Genomic DNA, 15,546 nt, shown 5'->3' on the forward strand with positions numbered 1-15,546 from the left:
GGCTTCCTCCTACTTTATTATTTGAAGCCTGCCCACCTTATCTCTTAGTGCAATATCGATATCAACATCCCTGCCATCCCTTATATTGTTCATCTCAAGTATTGAAAGTACAGTTCTTAAAGCAAGCTGAGGATAATTATTAGTTTTACTCAAATGCCCAAGAATTATTTTCTTTATTTTGCTGTTCAATATATCAACTATAGTATTTCCTGCAGCTTCATTTGAAAGATGCCCCTTATCCCCTAATATTCTTAGCTTTAAAGGATAAGGATATGGTCCTACCTTTAACATTTCAACATCGTGATTTGATTCTAAAAGTATAAGGTCAGAATCCTTAATATTTTCTTTAACATTATCGCTTGCATATCCTATATCCGTTGCTATTGAAATTTTAACATTCCCATCTGTAAAGCTGTATCCGCAAGGCTTTACAGCATCATGGGGAATTTCATAGGGTATTACAAATACATCCCCTATTTCAAAGGAATTATAATCGTCAAATATCTTTATATTCTCCCTTTTAACTTCGCCTAATTTATCTATCATAGCTTCCCATGTATTAGTATTTGCATATATGGGAATATTAAACCTTCTTGATAAAATTCCTGCTGATTTTATATGATCATCATGTTCATGGGTAATTACAATAGCATCTATATCACATGGATTTATACCTATTTCTTTTAATCCTTCCTGTATTTTCTTGCCTGAAAGCCCAGCATCAACAAGTATCTTTGTCCTGTCTGAAGCTACATATAGGCAGTTGCCGCTGCTACCGCTAAATATTGAGCAAAATTCCATAAAATTCTCCTTTCTGCATAGAGAAATAACAATATTAAAAAGACCTGAATATCAGGTCTAATCACACTCAAATTCCCTTTCATCTGTTTTTATTCTCTTTATTTCCGCTCCAAGGCCTCTTAGTTTATCTTCAATATTCTCATAACCTCTGTCTATATGTCTTATACTCGATATGGTCGTATATCCCTCTGCAACAAGCCCTGCAATAACCATAGCAGCTCCTGCCCTCAAATCCGTAGCTACAACATCCGCACCTGATAATTTTTCAACTCCCTCAATAAGAGCGATTTTGCCTTCAACTTTAATGTTTGCCCCCATCCTTTTCAGCTCATCTACATGTTTAAATCTTGCTTCCCATATATTTTCAGTTATTATGCTTCTTCCCTCAGAAATCGATAGAAGCACAGATAAGGGCTGTTGAAGGTCTGTTGGGAATCCTGGGTAGGGAAGGGTTTTTACATTAACGCCATGTGTTTTATCCTTACAGGAAACCCTTATGGTATCCTCCCCTTCTTCAATATCCACTCCCATTTCAATAAGCTTTGCTGTAATTGATTCAAGATGCTTTGGTATTACATTAATAAGGGTAACATCTCCCTTTGTTGCAGCCGCTGCTATCATATATGTTCCTGCTTCAATCTGGTCTGGAACAACGGAATATTCACATCCCTTAAGGTGCTCAACTCCTGTAACCTTTATAACATCAGTACCTGCACCTTTAATATTAGCTCCCATAGCATTTAAAAAGTTTGCAACATCAACCACATGGGGCTCTTTTGCTGCATTTTCGATTATTGTAGTCCCTTTAGCCTTGCATGCAGCAAGCATTATATTAATAGTTGCACCAACGCTTACAACGTCAAGATATATGCTGCTTCCTTTCAGGCCTTCCTCTGCATATACTTTTATTATTCCATGCTCTATTAAGACCTTTGCCCCAAGAGCCTCAAACCCTTTTATATGCTGATCTATTGGCCTTACCCCTATAGGACATCCCCCTGGAAAAACTACTTCGGCTTTTCCATACTTAGATAGGAGTGCACCTATCAGATAATAGGAAGCCCTCATTTTTCTTACTTCTTCTCCTGTTGCAATGTGAGATTTTATCCCTGATGGGTCAATAATAATACAGTCTTTTCCTTCTTTCTTTATAGAAGCTCCAATTTCTGCAAGCATCTTTTCAAGACAATATATATCTTCAATTTGAGGAAGATTATCAATTTTGCATATTCCTTCATCAGATAATATTGCTGCAGGGAGTATTGCAACTGCAGCATTTTTTGCACCGCTTATAACCACATTGCCAAAAAGCCTTTTCCCACCTTCTATCAATAATTTTTCCATTAGCCACCCATCCTTCTATTCATATTACAATTTATATAAAGTCTAAATTTCCATATTATAATCCATAATTGATATTATACCACTTAACAACTACTAATGCGACAAATTGTTTATTTTTTTTGTTAGTATTTAATTGTCAATCTTCCATATAATAAATATAGAAATATATAATAATATATATTGATAATTTCAATAAAATATTGTATCATTAGTTTGGGTGATTTTATGGATTTTAAACAAATAGAAGCCTTCGTAAATGTAGCTAAATATAAAAGTTTTTCAAAGGCAGCAGAAGCTATATTTTTATCTCAGCCGACAGTCAGCGCTCATATAGCATCTCTTGAGACGGAACTTGGAGTAGTTTTATTTGACAGAAGCAGCAAGGAAATCCGCCTGACACAGGCTGGAGCCGTTTTTTTAGATTATGCAATCAATCTAACAAACGTTAGAAATATTGCAATTGCAAGGCTTTCAGAACTTGGAACAAAAATAACCGGAAACCTTACCATTGCTTCGAGCACAACTCCATGCCGTTTTCTGCTTCCACAGCTTTTAAAAACCTTTTATGATAAATATCCAAATGTAAACTATGACATAAAAGAAGAAAGCACAAAAGAAGTTGTGGACATGATTCTTTTAGGAAACGCAGACGTTGGAATTGTCGGTGAAATAGTAAAGGATGCAAAACTTACCTATTCAAAGGTTTATGAAGACAAACTTGTTATAATAAGCAGCAATATGTCCCTTCCTGATGTTATACCAATAGATCTTTTACTTTCTCAAAGATTTATACTAAGAGAAAGAGGTTCTGCTACAAGATCAGTATTTGAAAATTCACTATCTCAGCTTGGCATTGAACTTGACAAAATAAAAATCTTTGCTGAAGTAAGCAGTCTTGAAGCTGTACTTCAATTCGTAAAGGCTGGTGCAGGAGTTTCAGTAGTTTCACAAATCGCATGCAAGGATTATATTCAAACAGGCCTTTTATCAGAACACTCAATAAAAGATTTAAACATCACAAGAGGTATTTATGTTGTAACTCATAACAAAAGACCGCTATCTCCAGTAGCAAAGGAATTCTTAAAGCATATAGAAACCTTTTCAGAAAAATAAAAAGCCCATTTGGGCTTTTTTTAATGGCATCCGCTGCACCCGCTGCAACTTCCGCTGCAGCTTCCTCCCTTTCCATAGAACTTACCCTTATATATCCTCTCAACCTTATCAGAGCTGCACTTCGGACAAGTTATATTTTCATCCTCATTTTTAACTATTTCAAAAAATTCCTCTCCGCATTCTTTACATTTAAAATCTATCAATGCCATTTTATCGCCTCCATAGTAGATTTTATTACATATAACATTTTTATATTAATTATATCATATTTATATCTAAGCAAGGGCAAAAACCAATTAAAATCATATTGTAACAAAAAATTTTTTCAGGCATATAATATATAATGCATAAATACTTCGAGGTGTTAGAATGCAGCTGTTTAGTTTTATAAATAAATTTGATCCTATCATAAAGCCCTACATGAGAACCTTATCAAAAAAGAAAATACCAGTAATAGTATGTTTTAGAGATGATGCAAAATCAATAAAAAACAAAATAATATACGGCAGCGGCAAAATAAAATATGAATATAAACACGTAAAAGCTATCTCCTGTGAACTTTCTCCTGCTTTTGTTGATAAATTATCTGAAATGCCCGAAGTACCATTTATATGCTTTGATCATAAAGCCACTCTCTGCCTTAACAACTCAAACAATGTCCTTGGAGTAAATCATGCAAAAAAATTTAATCTAACAGGCAAGGGAATCGGTATTGGCATAATAGATACCGGCGTTTTCCCTCATCCTGATTTAATAAACAGCAAAAACAGAATTGCTTATTTTAATGACCTTATAAACGGCTGCTTAAAACCCTATGACGATAATGGCCATGGAACATTCATAAGCGGATGTATAGCATCAAGCGGATTTATGTCAAATAATTTTTACTCAGGAATCGCACCTGACTCATCAATATGTATGATTAAAGCCTTTGACTCATCAGGGCATGGTTTTATGTCAGATATAATAAAAGCAATAGATATTATGCTTTCTATTAAAGATAAATATAACCTTAGGATTATCTGCCTTCCCTTTGAATTCCCTTATTTAAATGATATGAAAATAAATCCTTTAAAAGACATAATCAAAAAAGCCTTAGAAATGAATATAACTGTTGTTGCCCCCTCAGGAAACCTTGGGCCTCAGCCTTACAGCATTTATTTCCCCGGAAATATGAAGGAAGTTATAACTGTTGGAGGTGCAGTCTGCAGCAATAATATATTAAAAAATTTCACAGTATCTTCCTTTTCAGGAAGAGGACCCCTTCTCGATGGTTCTTTAAAACCGGATATTATTGCTCCCTGCTCAAACATAACATCCTTATCCTCAAATACACATTATACTCCCTTAGGCAAAGCAGATATGGATATAAAAAACCCCTATACATCAATGTCTGGAACATCCATATCCTGCGCATTAATATCTGGGGTGTGCGCCCTCATTCTTGAAAAAACTCCAAATCTTACGCCATCAGATTTAAAATCAATTCTTTGTCTTTCTTCTTTAAGCATTGGGGACAATAAATACTCTCAGGGAAAAGGGATATTCATATTTGAAAAGATAATAAAATAGGACGGGAACCGTCCTATTTTATATATTTTAATGGATTTTTACAAGCTCCGTTTTGTCTTACTTCAAAGTGAACATGGGGTCCTGTTGAACGCCCCGTACTTCCAACCGCTGCAATCTTTTGTCCTTTTTTAACATATTGTCCAACCTTTGCATAAAGCTTGCTCGCATGCCCATACAATGTCTGATAACCATTTCCATGATTTATCATAACACAATAACCATATCCGCTTCTCCATCCAGCAAAGGTAACTTTCCCAGAATCTGATGCAATTATAGGAGTTCCACGAGGTGCTGCTATATCTATTCCTTCATGCATCCTTCCCCATCTGTAGCCAAACCTTGAAGATATATATCCTCTTGAGGGCATTATAAATCTTCCTGTTGCAACATAAGTTGAAACCTTAGTTCCAACTGCAACTACCTCATCTACTGACTGCTCAATTATCGTTGATTTTACAATATCTTCATCTAAAGTATCGCTGTTTAAAAACGTAACTACTTTTTCTAAATCTGCAAGTCCGTTTTTCCCTTCAACCTTTATCTTTCTTGCTCCCTTTGATAAATTCTTATCCTCAACTTCCTTTGTATCAAAAGGGATTTCTTCTCTATCCTTAATCTTTGCAACTATCTCAACATTTACATAGGGCTGGTTTACCGCAAGTTTTATTTCCTGACCTATATCTATTTTATCAATATTAATATTAGGGTTTGCCGCTTTTAATTCTTCAAGCATCATGTTGTTTTTTATAGCAATATCCCATATAGTATCGCCTTTTTTTACTGTATAGGTCTTTTCAAGCCCTCTTCCATTAACTATTTTCTTAACCGCATCATCTATATCTAAAATCTCTTTAGGCTCAGCTAAAACATCTTTATAGGTAATCTGCTCTTTTATATTGCTTGAGAGTATCTCACATGTCCCATTTGAGAGCTTTGGATAATAATATTCTTTAACACTTTTAATAATCTTATCTGCTGAGTTTTTGTCATAGGCCTTTGCAACTTCAATATCATTTGCAAAAATCGCAACAGCTTGAACTTTAAGTCCTAACGCATACCTTACAGCCTTTTCAGCTTCATTTGCAGCTAAAAGGCTTTTAACCGGCTCTAAAGTCTTAGTATAATTTATAGATTTTATTGCTTCCTCTCCTTCGGTGGATTTAATGGAATTAAGCATACTTTTGACATCGCTTAATTTTTTAACATATCCTATAGATTTATTGTTTACCTTAATAAGATATGAAGAAGCTTTGACCTGATATATATTGTATGTACATATAGCAATAAGGATTCCAGAGATAATACCTATTAATGCCGCAGTACTAAAATTTCGCCGAATTTTGTCAAGATAGGCAAAAAATGCTCTATAATTAAATTTAGCTTTAAATTGCACCCAATCGCCTCCTTTTTTATTCTACATTTTAGTTATACACTAAAAACTTCTATTTTGCAAGCATGTATAAGTATGTTATTATTATATTCGACTTTTGAAATAAATATAACAAGTACCATTGTTGAGGGTATATACACCTTTTGATATAATAATAATACAGATTCTTAAGGAGTGTTATTATGGGAAACTTAAAATTCAATTTACCCAAAATGGAATTTACTCCTATTGATAATAAATTTATAGATAAATATCTTCCTGAAGCTAAGGGTGAATTCATAAAGGTATATATTATTTGTTTAAGATGTGCTCTATCTAATATTGAAATAAGTCTTGAAGATATAGCATCAAAGCTTAACCTTCTTCAGACAGATGTAATCAAAGCTTTTGAGTATTGGGAAGATAAAGGTATTTTACATTTATCAAACGATGGAAGTGTTGAATTTTTAGATGAAAACTCAACCTCAAACAAAGGCAGCAATCTTTTTTTCGATGGCTTTACAAAGGATATGTTCGAACATATTGAAAAGCTGATAGGAAGACCTCTTTATTCAAAGGAAATGATAACCTATATGAGCTTTTTAGAGGATTTTAATTTTACTCCCGAGGTTGTCATTCTTCTTGTTGAGTACTGCACAGCAAGAAAAAAAACGGACATAAGATATATAGAAAAAGTAGCAATTGCCTGGCATGACAGCGGCATAAAATCAATAGAAGATGCACAAAAACATATCAAAATCCATGAAGATAAGTGGAGTAAATATAGAACAATAGCTAATTATATAGGTCTTAAGGATTCGGATATATCAAAACCTCAGGAAGAATTCATGGAAAAATGGATATTTAAAATGGGATTTTCTATGGATGTAATCCTTGAGGCATGCAGGATATGCATTATGAGGATAAACGAAGGAAACTTCAGCTATATAGATGCTATACTTTCAGATTGGTATAAAAACGGAATTAAAAAAATTGAAGATATAAATAAAGTTTCTAAAAAAACAAAGAAAAAGCCCCAGCCTTTTAATAAAGGCCAAAACTTTGAGAGCCAATATGATATGGCTGAGCTTAAAAGACAGCTTTTAGGAAGGGGAGGTTCAAATGAAAAATAAATATATATCAGAAATATTTAAAGAATACGACCACCTTCAAGAAAAGGCAAAGTCAGAACAAGGAAAACGCCAGGAAGAAATATATAGTAAATTCAAAAGGGTAAAAGAAATCGATGAGGAAATTTCTAAAATAGGCTTTGAATTAGCTTCTCTTATTTTTAAGGGTATAGATGCTGACAGACTCATTACAGAATCGAGAAAAAAAATTACAGACCTTAAAATGGAAAAGGCTGAAATACTCGTTGAAAACGGATATCCTGTAGACTATCTTGAAATAAAATATAAATGCAGTAAATGCAAGGATACAGGATACGTTGGAAATGAAAAATGTTCATGCTTTAAGCAAAAACTAATCGATAGCCTTTATAAACAGTCAAACCTAAAGGATATTTTAAGATACGAAAACTTCGATACCTTCGATTTTTCACTTTATTCAAGAGAAAAGGACAGCGAGCATGATATTTCCCCGCAAGAAAATATGCAGCAGATATATGCAAAATGTATAAGCTTTTATAAAAACTTTGACTTTTCCTATGAGAACCTGTTCTTTTTCGGTAAATCAGGACTTGGTAAGACATTTTTGTCAAACTGCATTGCAAAGGAACTTCTCGATATGGGCAAGGTAGTAATATATCAGACAGCCGCTGAGCTTATAGAGACTTTAAGACGTGCCCGTTTCGATGAAAATACCCCTTCTGATATTATTGAAGAGCTTTTTGACTGCGATCTTTTAATAATCGATGATTTAGGAACAGAACAGAATACATCCTTTGCACAGACTGAACTTTTTAACGTAATAAACAATAGACTTCTTAAAAAGAAAAAGATGATAATATCGACCAACATACCTATAGAAAGCTTTAACCAATGCTATCCAGACAGACTAACCTCAAGAATTTTCGGGCTTTTTACTGTATTTGAGTTCTTTGGTGATGATATAAGAATTATGAAAAATATAAATAGAAAAAGATAATGAAAAAGACCTTGCAAACTGCAAGGTCTTAATTTTGGAGCCGGCTATCGGAATCGAACCAATAACCTACTGATTACAAGTCAGTTGCTCTACCGATTGAGCTAAGCCGGCAAATGGCGACCCAGAAGGGGCTCGAACCCTCGACCTCCGGCGTGACAGGCCGGCACTCTAACCAACTGAGCTACTGGGCCAATATGGTGGGAACAATAGGGCTCGAACCTATGACCCTCTGCTTGTAAGGCAGATGCTCTCCCAGCTGAGCTATGCTCCCAAAGTGGTGACCCCTACGGGATTCGAACCCATGTTACCGCCGTGAAAGGGCGATGTCTTAACCACTTGACCAAGGGGCCACATTATTTCTTCAGGCTTTTGGCGCCTGACACTTTTATATAATACAAGAAAAACAGTTTACTGTCAATACATTTTTATTAAATTTGTTTTAAGAAATATATGGAAAAAGGCAGCGATTTTTGCTGCCTTACATCTTATTAATAACTATTGTCTGATGCCTTGCAGGGCCTACTGAAACTATTGAAACCTTAACGCCTGTAAACTCCTCAATCTTTTTAAGATATATCTTAGAATTCTGCGGAAGGTCCTCAAAGGTTTTTGCCTTTTCTATTGAGCTGTCCCATCCGTCAAATTCCTCATATACAGGCTTACATCTGCCAAGATCTTCAAGGGATGCAGGGAAGTAGTCTATTACTTTACCATCAAGTTCATAGCCTGTGCAAACCTTTATTTTATCAATATTTGACAGAGTATCAAGTTTTGTTATTGCAAGACTTGTAAGACCTGATATTCTTGCAGCATATTTTAAAATAACAAGGTCAAGCCATCCGCATCTCCTTGCTCTTCCTGTTGTAGTTCCATACTCAAATCCCTTTTCTCTTATATAGTCTCCCATCCCATCAAACAATTCTGTTGGAAATGGTCCTTTACCTACTCTTGTAGTATATGCCTTACATACCCCAACTGCATTAGTTATCATTGTAGGCCCAACCCCTGCTCCTATGCAGACCCCTCCTGATATTGGATGGGATGATGTTACATAGGGGTATGTTCCATAATCTATATCAAGAAGCGTTCCCTGAGCTCCTTCAAAGAGTACCTTTTTACCTGATTTTATAGAATCATATAAAACAACAGAAGTATCTACTACAAAGTCCTTAAGCCTTTTTGCATATTCCATATATTCATCATATATATTATCAAAGCTCAAAGGTTCCCCATCATATATTTCACATATAATTCTATTTTTAACTTCTATATTCTGTTTTAGCTTTTCTTTAAAAACATCTTCATGATATAAATCGCACATTCTGATTCCTGAACGTTCATGTTTATCTGTATAGCAAGGTCCTATTCCTTTTCCTGTAGTTCCAATATCTGATTTTCCTCTTTTTTTCTCTGAAAGGCCGTCGATTATTTTGTGATATGGCATTATAACATGAGCCCTGTCACTTATAACAAGCTTTTCAGGAGTAACTTTTACCCCTTCTCCTTCAAGATATTCTATTTCCTCAAGAAGGGCCTTAGGGTCTATAACAACACCATTACCTATTATACAAAGCTTATCATCATAAAGTATTCCTGATGGCACAAGATGAAGCTTATATTTTTTATCTTCAACTTCAACAGTATGACCTGCATTGTTTCCACCCTGATATCTTACAACAACTTCAGCACCTTCAGCTAAAAAATCGGTTATTTTTCCCTTTCCTTCATCTCCCCACTGAGCTCCTATTACAACAACACCTGACATATTACCACCTCAAATTCTTCTTAATATTTCTCTTGCTATCATGACACCTGATACCGATGCCTGTGCAAGACCTCTTGTAACTCCAGCTCCATCGCCGGCTGCAAAGAGATTTTTAATCTGTGTTTCAAGAACATTAGAGAGCTTTAATCTCATTGAATAAAACTTAACTTCAACTCCATATAAAAGAGTGTGCTTTGAATATATTCCTGGGGCAATCTTATCTAATGCTTCAAGCATTTCAATTATATCCTTTAAGAACCTGTAAGGAAGAACAAGGCTTAAATCTCCCGGAGTAGCATCCTTTAGGGTAGGCTCAATAAGACCTCTTTTTAGTCTTTCTTCAGTTGTCCTTCTTCCCTCTAAAAGATCTCCAAGCCTTTGAACTATAACTCCCTCTCCAAGCATGTTTGCAAGGCTTGCAACATACTTACCGTAATCTATTGGCGAGCGGAAAGGTTTTGTAAAGTTCTTGCTTACAAGAAGAGCAAAGTTTGTATTATTTGACTTCTTGTTTGCATAGCTGTGACCATTTACTGTATTGATGCCGCTGTTATTTTCAACAACAACTTCTCCATAGGGATTCATGCAAAAGGTTCTGACTCTATCATCAAAGGATTTTGTATAGTATATAAGTTTTGATTCATAAACTGCATCAGTAATATCCTTCATTACTATTGCAGGGCACTCAACCCTGACTCCTATGTCTACCGGATTTGTAGTAACTTCAATGTTGAGCCTTTCAACTTCAGTTGAAAACCAATCGGAGCCTTCTCTTCCTGGGCATACAACTACATAGTCAGAGTTATAAACTTCCCCATCAGCTGTTTCTACTCCGCATATAACACCCTTTTCAACTATAAGTTTTTTAACAGCACAAAGAGTTTTTACATCTATTCTTTCCCTAAGATATACTTCCATATCCTTTAATATGTTAAAACAATTATCCGTTCCAAGGTGTCTTATTCTCGCTGGTATAAATTTCAAATCCGCAGCTGCAGCCTTTTTCATTATATTTTCAACTTCAGGGGTTATATCTCCATGTACTTCCTGCGGTCCCCCAAATTCGAGATATATTTTATCAACATAATCTATAAGACTTTCAAGTTCTGATTTATCGATATATTCATCAAGAACTCCCCCAAACTCCGTTGTAAGGGTTAGCTTTCCATCGCTGAAAGCTCCTGCCCCTCCCCATCCAGAAACTATAGCACAGGGATCGCAGTGCTGGCATTTTAATTTCTTATCGCTCGAATTTATTGGACATCCTCTATTTATTATGCTTCTTCCCTTTTCAAGCAAAAGAATATTAAGATTTTGATTTTCACGAATAAGCTCAAGAGCCGTAAAAATTCCTGCGGGACCTCCCCCTACAATTATAACATCATATTTTTCCATACTATACCTCCTTTCAAAGGTCACATATTTATACTATCAAAGCTAATCCCTACAGTCAAATATTTTACGAACATTTATTTAAAATTTTAATATTTATTTCGGATTTTGATTATAGAAACATATTTTGAAGATAATATTATCTCTAAAAAACTATATAAAGATTTCTTCTAAAACTTTTATATATAAACAAAATTTATAACTGTTATAAAAAAATATAAAATGCTAAAAATAAGATAAATGATTAGCATGTTCATAATTCAAACTCTTTTACATTTAATGAATATACCTTATAATAATGGTATTAATAATTTTAATTTGGAGGTATATATGAACGTTCCTAATTTTTTAACTCTAATTAGATTCCTCCTTATTCCCGTTTTTTGTATTATTTACTTTTCAAATATGAATTACTCATTTTTTTTATCTATGATAATATTCTTTATAGCAGGTATTACTGATTTGCTTGATGGTTATATAGCAAGAAAATATGACCTCGTTACAAAAATAGGCACAGTTTTAGATCCCCTTGCTGATAAATTCATGACTCTTACTGTATTATTCTGCCTTGCATATAAAGATATAATACCTCACTGGATTGTATTCCCTTTCTTAATAAAAGAGCTGATTATGGTAATCGGAGGAATCAACCTTTATAAATATGAAAGGGTTTTACCTGCAAACCATTACGGTAAAACCGCTACTATACTTTTTTATATTTCAATTTTTATGCTGATATTTAACAAAACTTTAGGTACATACCTGCTTTATTTAACTCTCGTATCTGCCGTCTTGGCTTTTGTAAACTATTTAAAGCATTTTTTAAATATAAAAAGCAGCCTATAATTCACATTTTATTTTTTAACAATATATTAATAAATTGCAGTTTAAAAGTTACCACTATCAAAACAATTTAGTCAAAAATATAAAGTTTATATAAAAGTAACTTTACATAGAATTATTTGCATATGTTTTTATACATATGCAAATATATGCACTAATTTATATATGATTTATAATTATAATAAGTAATTATGATTTGAGAATGATAGCAGCTAAATATAAATAACATTCATAATTATATTTCCTTATATAGTTTTTTGGGGGGGTTAAAATGGATAACAAAAAAATATATTTATTAATGATTATGTCAACCATCTTTTGGGCTGGAGCATTTATTGCCGGAAAGCTTTCAGCACCATATATTCCTGCCTTTACTTTAACCTTTTTAAGGTTTTCCCTTGCAAGCTTAATACTTTATTTTGTTGTTAAAAAAAAGGAACCCACACAATTTAAACTCTCTAAAAAAGACATCCCCGTTTTCACCTTTACAGGCATTGTTGGAATGTTTGGATATCATGTGTTCTTTTTTAACGCTCTAAAATACACAACAGCCATAAATTCTTCTATTATCGCTGCAACAAATCCTCTCGTTACAGCAATCCTTTGTATCGTTTTTTTAAAAGACAAAATTAATTCAAAAAGGGTATTTGGTATTATACTTTCCTTTGTAGGAGTATTTCTAACAATAACCAATGCAAATATGTCAATATTAATAAATTTATCCTTTAATAAAGGCGATATTTTGATGCTTATTGCAGTTTTGATGTGGGCAAGCTATTCCGTTTACAGCAAAAAAGTAATGCAATACTATTCCCCTTTGATACTTACATATTACAGCTTTCTTTTTTGCAGCATATTTTTAATACCATTTGTAATATATGAAGCTCCTTGGAGACTTATAGGCACAATCCCTTACTATTCATATATTGCAAGCATATACATGAGCATATTCCCATCGGTTATAGGCTACCTTGTACAGCAAATGTCCATAAAGCAAATCGGGCCATCTAAAACAGCAATATTCGTTAACCTAGTTCCTATATTTTCTATAATACTTTCAACATTAATTCTTAGAGAGACAATATCTCCAGTAAAATTTTTAACAGCACTTCTTATAGTCACAGGAGTATATATATGCCAAAAAAATTAAATGCAGGAAATATCCTGCATTATTTTTTTAAAAACCTTTTTTTATCTTCATCAATATCAAGCCCTAATGTTCCTCCAGGATTCATAATATTATTAGGGTCAAAGTGTCTTTTTAAAACTTTAAATACCTCCATTTGATTTTTACCTATCTGTCCCTCAAGCCAGGGTGCCGTCATTTTGCCAATGCCATGATGATGGCTCATAGCTGCTCCGTATTTTTGAATATTATCAAGAATTCCATATTGATAATCAAGATATTCCTGAATCTCATTAATTTTAGCTATAAATATAAAATAAAGATTAGCACCCTGAGGATAAAAATGAGATATATGTGTCATACATACAGTATTAGGCCTGCTCTTGCAAAAGTTTCTTACTCCCTCATAAACATACTGCATATTATCATAGGATACTGCACACTCAAGCGTATCTGTCATAATTCCAAAATCCTGAAGATCTTCTCTCATATATGGATCTTTAAACCTTCCCTTTTCCCATCCCTTTGTTACATATCCTGTTGTGTACATAGCTCCGTAGTTTTTACATATCTTATGTATATTTTTCTTTACAACCTTTGTAAATAAAGCTTCTCCATCTGTAAAACCAAGAAGAAGGCATCTTTCCATAGGTTTATATCCTCTTAGAGTCATAATTTTATCAATTATTGTTCCTTCAACTCCGTAAAGTTTCATTACAACATCGGTTTCTTCAGGATCAGATAGTCTAAATACCGATGGATAACCAAACTGTCCCTGCATTATCTCTCGGGCAGCATTTTTAGCATCCTCCCAATTTTTGAATATATAGCTGAACCTTCTTTGATTCTCAGGCATATATCTAAAAATCTTTAATGTTACAGATACAAGTATTCCAAAGGCTCCCTCACTTCCCATCATTATCTCATCTATTGAAGGTCCTGTTGCAACTGCAGGATACTCATCGGTTACTATATCTCCAACAGGTGTTACATATTCCTGACAAATTACCATATCCTCAATCTTCCCAAAATAGGTAGAATTTTGACCTGCCCCTCTTGTAACAACCCATCCTCCAACAGAGGAATATTCAAAAGATTGTGGAAAATGGCCGCAGGTGTAAGCTCTTTTTGCTCCAAAGAGCTTTTGGGCATTATTCAGAGTCTTTTCAAGATCCGGTCCTGACATTCCAGGCTCTACCGTAATCGTCTGATTTATTTCATTAAATTTTAAAACCCTTTTCATATGTACCCTCATATCGAGGGATACTCCGCCTTTTACGCACTCAACACCCCTTGTTACTGATGATCCTCCTCCATAAACATAAACAGGTATCCTTTCATTATTGCAATACTTTACAATCTCTCTTATATCTTCTTTACTTCTTGGATGAATAACTATATCTGGAACATTCTCAACTATACCTTCCCTAAGACGCATTAAATCTATCATTGTCTTTCCGTAGGCAACCTGAAGCCTCGAATATTCATCAAGCCTTACATTTTCCTCACCTACTATTTTAGTTAGTTTTTCAATTTGATTTGGAGTCAGGTTTATTTTTTTATCATAGGATACCTTTTCAAGGCCCATCTTTTGCTTTTTTGTAAAATCTTCATCAGTCATATTAAATACATTTTTCATTAGTTCATATAACTTTTTATTTGGGTGCTTAAATTCATTAGGATCTCCCCACTTTAATATAGACCTATAGGAACCCTCTGGTGGTGCTTCATGGAACCAATCAGGTATAAAATCATTTTTCATAATCTCCCCCCTAATAAATTTCTGGTTTTGTAAAAGCTTTTAGTTAAACTTTTACCTTAACCCCTTGATTTGATTAAATTTTATATAATAACTTGCACCCCCTCCCTATTTTGAGGTAATTTATAACTTGAAAAACAAACTTCTAAACAAGAAAGGTAGGTACAAGTTATGAGCGAAATTAATATTTATCTGTTAACGTACATTAAGTTTTTAGAACATGTTGTCATGTATTTATTCATTGCCTTAACAGGTAAGAGCATTACTAAAAAGTTGGATGAACCTGTTAAGAAAGAATATCAAAAACTCCAAGTAGATAAGCTCCCAATTATTGAAAACACTCAAAAGTATGATTA

General features: G+C 33.9%; 13 protein-coding genes and 4 tRNA genes. 6 read left to right on the forward strand and 11 right to left on the reverse strand.

Going from position 1 to position 15,546, the window contains the following annotated elements:
* Positions 1 to 9 precede the first annotated feature (9 nt).
* Positions 10 to 801, reverse strand: a complete 792-nt coding sequence (locus B5D15_RS12150) for an MBL fold metallo-hydrolase (protein WP_078697390.1) — start codon at positions 799 to 801, stop codon at positions 10 to 12.
* A gap of 57 nt (positions 802 to 858) precedes the next feature.
* Positions 859 to 2,145 (reverse strand): UDP-N-acetylglucosamine 1-carboxyvinyltransferase, encoded by a 1,287-nt coding sequence (locus tag B5D15_RS12155; RefSeq protein WP_078697391.1) that lies wholly within the window; start codon positions 2,143 to 2,145, stop codon positions 859 to 861.
* Positions 2,146 to 2,370: 225 nt separating this feature from the next.
* Between B5D15_RS12155 and B5D15_RS12160 the strand changes: the two genes are divergently transcribed.
* Complete coding sequence (locus B5D15_RS12160; RefSeq protein WP_078697392.1) at positions 2,371 to 3,258, forward strand: selenium metabolism-associated LysR family transcriptional regulator; 888 nt, start codon at positions 2,371 to 2,373, stop codon at positions 3,256 to 3,258.
* Positions 3,259 to 3,278: 20 nt separating this feature from the next.
* Here B5D15_RS12160 and B5D15_RS12165 read toward each other — a convergent pair whose 3' ends face one another.
* Positions 3,279 to 3,467 carry an FmdB family zinc ribbon protein gene (locus B5D15_RS12165; protein WP_078697393.1) on the reverse strand — a complete coding sequence of 63 codons (189 nt, stop codon included), beginning with the start codon at positions 3,465 to 3,467 and terminating at the stop codon, positions 3,279 to 3,281.
* A gap of 160 nt (positions 3,468 to 3,627) precedes the next feature.
* On the opposite strand from B5D15_RS12165, the gene B5D15_RS12170 reads away from it, so the two are divergent.
* Positions 3,628 to 4,830, forward strand: coding sequence for a S8 family serine peptidase (locus B5D15_RS12170; RefSeq protein WP_078697394.1), 1,203 nt, complete (start codon positions 3,628 to 3,630; stop codon positions 4,828 to 4,830).
* A gap of 13 nt (positions 4,831 to 4,843) precedes the next feature.
* On the opposite strand, the gene B5D15_RS12175 is transcribed toward B5D15_RS12170, so the two are convergent.
* Complete coding sequence (locus B5D15_RS12175; protein WP_078697395.1) at positions 4,844 to 6,223, reverse strand: LysM peptidoglycan-binding domain-containing M23 family metallopeptidase; 1,380 nt, start codon at positions 6,221 to 6,223, stop codon at positions 4,844 to 4,846.
* A gap of 179 nt (positions 6,224 to 6,402) precedes the next feature.
* Here B5D15_RS12175 and B5D15_RS12180 point away from each other — a divergent pair, with 179 nt between their 5' ends.
* Both B5D15_RS12180 and B5D15_RS12185 read left to right on the forward strand, forming a co-directional pair.
* Entirely contained in the window at positions 6,403 to 7,332 is a 930-nt protein-coding gene (locus B5D15_RS12180) for a DnaD domain protein (RefSeq protein ID WP_078697396.1), read from the forward strand.
* Positions 7,322 to 8,305 carry an ATP-binding protein gene (locus B5D15_RS12185; RefSeq protein WP_078697397.1) on the forward strand — a complete coding sequence of 328 codons (984 nt, stop codon included), beginning with the start codon at positions 7,322 to 7,324 and terminating at the stop codon, positions 8,303 to 8,305. Before B5D15_RS12180 ends, B5D15_RS12185 begins: the two co-directional genes overlap by 11 nt.
* 35 nt (positions 8,306 to 8,340) lie before the next feature.
* Here the strand turns inward: B5D15_RS12185 and B5D15_RS12190 are convergent.
* The 6 genes from B5D15_RS12190 to B5D15_RS12215 form a co-directional block, all read right to left on the reverse strand.
* A tRNA-Thr gene (locus B5D15_RS12190) sits at positions 8,341 to 8,416 on the reverse strand.
* A 3-nt stretch (positions 8,417 to 8,419) separates the two neighbouring features.
* Positions 8,420 to 8,496, reverse strand: a tRNA-Asp gene (locus B5D15_RS12195).
* 4 nt (positions 8,497 to 8,500) lie between these two features.
* A tRNA-Val gene (locus tag B5D15_RS12200) sits at positions 8,501 to 8,576 on the reverse strand.
* A 4-nt stretch (positions 8,577 to 8,580) separates the two neighbouring features.
* Positions 8,581 to 8,655: transfer RNA gene (locus B5D15_RS12205), tRNA-Glu, on the reverse strand.
* Between the two features lie 128 nt (positions 8,656 to 8,783).
* On the reverse strand, positions 8,784 to 10,070 hold the full coding sequence (locus B5D15_RS12210) for an adenylosuccinate synthase (protein WP_078697398.1): 1,287 nt from the start codon (positions 10,068 to 10,070) through the stop codon (positions 8,784 to 8,786).
* A 9-nt stretch (positions 10,071 to 10,079) separates the two neighbouring features.
* Positions 10,080 to 11,465: an NAD(P)/FAD-dependent oxidoreductase gene (locus B5D15_RS12215; RefSeq protein WP_078697399.1), complete on the reverse strand. Its 1,386-nt coding sequence runs from the start codon at positions 11,463 to 11,465 to the stop codon at positions 10,080 to 10,082.
* Between the two features lie 327 nt (positions 11,466 to 11,792).
* On the opposite strand from B5D15_RS12215, the gene pgsA reads away from it, so the two are divergent.
* A complete protein-coding gene (pgsA, locus tag B5D15_RS12220) occupies positions 11,793 to 12,308 on the forward strand; it encodes a CDP-diacylglycerol--glycerol-3-phosphate 3-phosphatidyltransferase (RefSeq protein ID WP_078697400.1) in 516 nt (171 codons plus the stop codon).
* A 268-nt stretch (positions 12,309 to 12,576) separates the two neighbouring features.
* Positions 12,577 to 13,455 carry a DMT family transporter gene (locus B5D15_RS12225; RefSeq protein WP_078697401.1) on the forward strand — a complete coding sequence of 293 codons (879 nt, stop codon included), beginning with the start codon at positions 12,577 to 12,579 and terminating at the stop codon, positions 13,453 to 13,455.
* 19 nt (positions 13,456 to 13,474) lie between these two features.
* On the opposite strand, the gene B5D15_RS12230 is transcribed toward B5D15_RS12225, so the two are convergent.
* Positions 13,475 to 15,193, reverse strand: coding sequence for an FAD-binding oxidoreductase (locus tag B5D15_RS12230; protein WP_078697402.1), 1,719 nt, complete (start codon positions 15,191 to 15,193; stop codon positions 13,475 to 13,477).
* Positions 15,194 to 15,546 lie beyond the last annotated feature (353 nt).

This window comes from Caloramator quimbayensis (assembly GCF_900167605.1).
GTDB lineage: Bacteria > Bacillota > Clostridia > Clostridiales > Caloramatoraceae > Caloramator_B > Caloramator_B quimbayensis.